General features: G+C 60.4%; 4 protein-coding genes. 3 read left to right on the forward strand and 1 reads right to left on the reverse strand.

Annotation, left to right across the window (positions count from 1 at the left end; all coding sequences use genetic code 11):
• On the forward strand, nt 1-587 hold a 587-nt coding region (locus ABX749_RS24755), incomplete at its 5' end, for a M20/M25/M40 family metallo-hydrolase (protein ID WP_372898346.1).
• Between the two features lie 163 nt (nt 588-750).
• Entirely contained in the window at nt 751-2025 is a 1275-nt protein-coding gene (serS, locus tag ABX749_RS24760; RefSeq protein ID WP_372898347.1) for a serine--tRNA ligase, read from the forward strand.
• A 77-nt stretch (nt 2026-2102) separates the two neighbouring features.
• Here serS and ABX749_RS24765 read toward each other — a convergent pair whose 3' ends face one another.
• Nucleotides 2103-3059, reverse strand: a complete 957-nt coding sequence (locus tag ABX749_RS24765) for a lysophospholipase (protein WP_372898348.1) — start codon at nt 3057-3059, stop codon at nt 2103-2105.
• A gap of 172 nt (nt 3060-3231) precedes the next feature.
• Between ABX749_RS24765 and ABX749_RS24770 the strand changes: the two genes are divergently transcribed.
• Nucleotides 3232-3705: an FxsA family protein gene (locus ABX749_RS24770; RefSeq protein ID WP_372898349.1), complete on the forward strand. Its 474-nt coding sequence runs from the start codon at nt 3232-3234 to the stop codon at nt 3703-3705.
• Nucleotides 3706-3993 lie beyond the last annotated feature (288 nt).

The raw sequence follows: 3993 nt of genomic DNA on the forward strand, positions 1-3993 counted from the left end.
GCGAGCTTCCGCAATCGGACGAAGCGTTTGCCGCAAACGTGGGTGTCCAGGAACTGTTCGGCGAACAAGGCTACACGACTGACGAGCGACGTTGGGCACGACCGACGTTCGACATCAACGGGCTGACCTCGGGCCACCAAGGCGAAGGCGTCAAGACGATCATCCCCGCCAAAGCGTCCGCGAAGGTCAGCTTTCGGTTGGTCGCCGACCAAGACCCCCGGGAGCTGACGCAGCAACTGAACGACCACTTCAGCGCCAACGCTCCGCCCGGCGTCCGCTGGAAACTGGTATCCGATCACGGGGCGCCCGGGATGCTGGCCAACATCGACACGCCGTTCGCCAAGGCCGCCGAACGGGCCATCGACGCCGCCTTCGGTGCCAAACCGGTCTTCATTCGCGAAGGCGGCTCGATTCCGATCGTCACCCGTTTCCAAGAGGTCTTGGGTTGCGATTGCCTGTTGCTCGGCTGGGGGCTTTCCGACGATAACGCCCATAGCCCCAATGAAAAATTTCGTGTCGAGGATTACCATCGCGGCATCCAAGCCTCCGCCCGGCTCTGGAATGAAATCGCCAAACAAGTGGAATAGGCTTCCAATGAAGCAACCCTCCCTGGCCGGGAGGGTCGAGCGAAGCGAGGGGAGGGTCGATCAGGCGTCATCGAATCATTTTCAGCCTCGATCAACATTCACCCGCCGCTGAGACGACTACAACACTTTCGAATTCACCTTTCCCCACCTACCTCAACTCATCATGTTAGATCGGAAATTCATCCTCCAAAACGTCGACCTGGTCCGCGAGAACTGCGAGCGACGCGGCGTGCCATGTGATGTCGATCGCATCGTCGAGCTGGACGGTCAACGCGTCGAACAATTGCAGCTCGCCCAAGAGCTCAATCGCCAAGCCAACGAAGTCAGCAAACAAATCCCCAAGGCCGCCGGGGATGCCGAACGGCAAGAGCTGATCGCCAAGGGCCGCGAGCTGCGACAACAGAAAGATGACGCACAAAAACAATGCGACGATCTCGAAACTGAAATCCTGGCGATCCAAACGCTGATCCCCAACCTGACGCACCCCGACGCGCCGACCGGTGGCGAAGAGGATGCCAAGGAATTGTCGTTCGGTGCGACGCCGAAACCGGAGTTCGATTTCCAGCCGCTCGACCATCTCCAGCTCGGTGAAAAGCACGACCTGTTCGATTTCGAAGCCGGCGCGCGTGTCGCCGGAGCCGGGTTCTACTTTCTGCGCAACGCCGCCGTCCGCTTGGATCTGGCGCTGCAACAGTTCGCCATCGCCTTCCTTTCCGATCGCGGTTTCACCCCCGTGTCCACGCCCGACCTGGCGCTGACCAGCGTGCTGCAGGGAACCGGGTTCAACCCGCGCGGTCCGGAGACGCAGATTTACAGCATCGAGAACACTGAGCTGAACCTGGTCGCCACCGCGGAGATCACACTCGGGGGCATGATGGCCGATCAAACGTTGGCCGACACCGAGTTGCCGATCAAGCTGTGCGGGCTCAGTCACTGTTTCCGCACCGAAGCCGGAGCGGCCGGTCGCGCGTCCAAAGGTTTGTACCGCGTGCATCAATTCACCAAGGTCGAAATGTTCGCCTTCACGTTGCCCGAGCACAGTGACGCGATGCACGAAGAGATGCGGACGTTGGAGTGTGAATTGTTCGATGCCTTGGAAGTCCCCTACCGTGTCGTCGACACCGCCAGCGGCGACCTGGGTGGTCCGGCCTATCGAAAGTACGATTTGGAAGCCTGGATGCCGGGGCGGGGCGACGCCGGCGAGTGGGGCGAAGTGACGAGCACCAGCAACTGCACCGACTACCAGGCGCGTCGGCTGAACACGCGTTACAAGGTAACCGGAGAGAAGGGAACCAAGTTCCTGCACACGCTCAATGGCACCGCCGTCGCCACCGGACGTGCGATGATCGCGGTGATCGAAAACCATCAACGCGCCGACGGCAGCATCTCGGTTCCCAAGGTGCTGCAACCCTGGATGGGTTGCGACGTGATCGGGTAAGCAGCGCCTGCTTCCGCGATCACTGCCCCAGCGGCTAAGTCCCGGCGGCTATGTCCCGGCACTGCGCGTTTTATGTCTCAAGCGATACCGTCGCAACACAGTTCGTTTACGTGAGCCCGTGACGGCAGTTGCGAACCGAGTGCAGTCGACCGGTTCGACAATGTCGGTGTGACTCGGGTGAGCTTGCCGTTCATCCAACCCGCCATCTGATCCGCCACGGCGTCGGCGTCGACGTCGTGGATCAAATCGTGTCGTCCGCCTGACCACCGCACAGACTCGCCGCGATCACGCATGCGGAGTGCCAGATTGCGACAGGCGGCCTGATCGATCAACTCGTCCTCGGTCCCTTGCATGATCAACGTCGGTGTCTCGATCTCGGCGGCGTGGTCGAGTGCGAATCGGCCTTGCGCTAGCAGTTGGGTCGCCAAGTACAGCGAGACGTGACTGTGCTGTAACGGGTCTGCTCGAAGACGCTCGGCCGCTTCCTGGTCGCGCGTCAGTTGCTCCACGCGGGCCGGTTTGGAAATTTGGATCCAACGAAACAACTGGCCGGTTCCCCAGGCAGCGAATAGCTTCGGTCGATCCAGGAAAGTGGGTGGCATCAGCATCGGTGCGACCAACACCAATCCCGAAAGATCTGGCGTCGAAACCGAATCGAACTCATCACGGCGCAGGGCGTAGTTGACCGCGAAATTGCCTCCCATGCTGTGGCCGACCACGACCTGATCCTTCTCGCCGAAGCGGTCCCACAACAGCCTCCGCGAGGATGCAATGATCTGCAAAATGGAATCGTAACTCTTGACGGTTCCGCGTCGTCCCGGCGAGCGGCCGTGACCGGGCAAATCGAAGGCGAAAACCGCCCAGCGGCGACGCAGCATCCGCTTGGCGAAGGACGCGAATCGTCCACCGTGATCCCCCAATCCGTGCACCAAGATCACCACGCCCAGCTCCGTGCCGTCGCCGCGATGCCAGAGCCGCGCGTACAAATCTTCCGCGTTGGGGATCGTCAGGGATTGGGCGATCACGATCGTCACCTGATGGATTGGTGCGGGGGGTGATTGGAAATTGTGGGATCTGGCACGAAATTCGCGTCCTGATCCGTTCTGCAAGGGACATTTGTCAGGATGGCACTCCGACGGACCGGTCCGAAACAGGTTCATTTTGAACGCTGTCGTCCAATTTTTCCGCCCATTTCAGGCGATCGAGATGCTACTTCGACTTCTTCTGCTGTTCATTACCGTCCCCCTGGTGGAGCTGTATCTGTTGTTGCAGCTTGCCGATTTCACGGGGGCTGGCCCGACATTTTTGCTGGTCATCATTACCGGCATTATCGGCTCTTGGCTGGCCAAACGTGAGGGCCTGATCGCGTGGCAAAAGTTTCAATTGGCGTTGGCCGAAGGCCGGATGCCGAGCCGCGAGATTCAGGATGGATTGATGATCGTGTTTTCCGCCGCCCTGCTGCTCACCCCCGGCTTGCTGACCGACATCGTCGGCTTTGTGATGCTGGTTCCGGTCGGACGCAATCTGATTCGCAAGTTTGTACTTTCGCGACTGTTCCGTGGCTTCGGGTCAGGGGGCTTCGGGTCCGTGCACGTCCACACCAAGACCACCTTTGAAAGCACACCCCTGCACCCCTTCGATGACAGCAAGACGATCGAAGGCAGAGCCACCCGACGCTAGCAAACCCCACCAGCACCCACCGGGGACACGGCACCGATAAGAATGCCGTCGACCCCCAAGTTGCTAGCAACACCCAACAACCGGGGTCTGTCCCCGAAAGCAACCGGGGTCTGTCCCCGAAAGCAACCGGGGTCTGTCCCCGAGTGAACATTCATCCATTCACTCGTGACCATTTTCGGGGTCTGTCCCCGTCCGCTCGAGCACCCGGTGGGTGAATGGGGTCTGTCCCTGGGTGGACGGGTGTGGGGGTGGAGCGAATGTTTAGTCGTGGTCGGTCAGGTCTTCGAC

The organism is Stieleria sp. (genome assembly GCF_041595215.1).
In the GTDB taxonomy this organism is placed as follows: domain Bacteria; phylum Planctomycetota; class Planctomycetia; order Pirellulales; family Pirellulaceae; genus Stieleria; species Stieleria magnilauensis.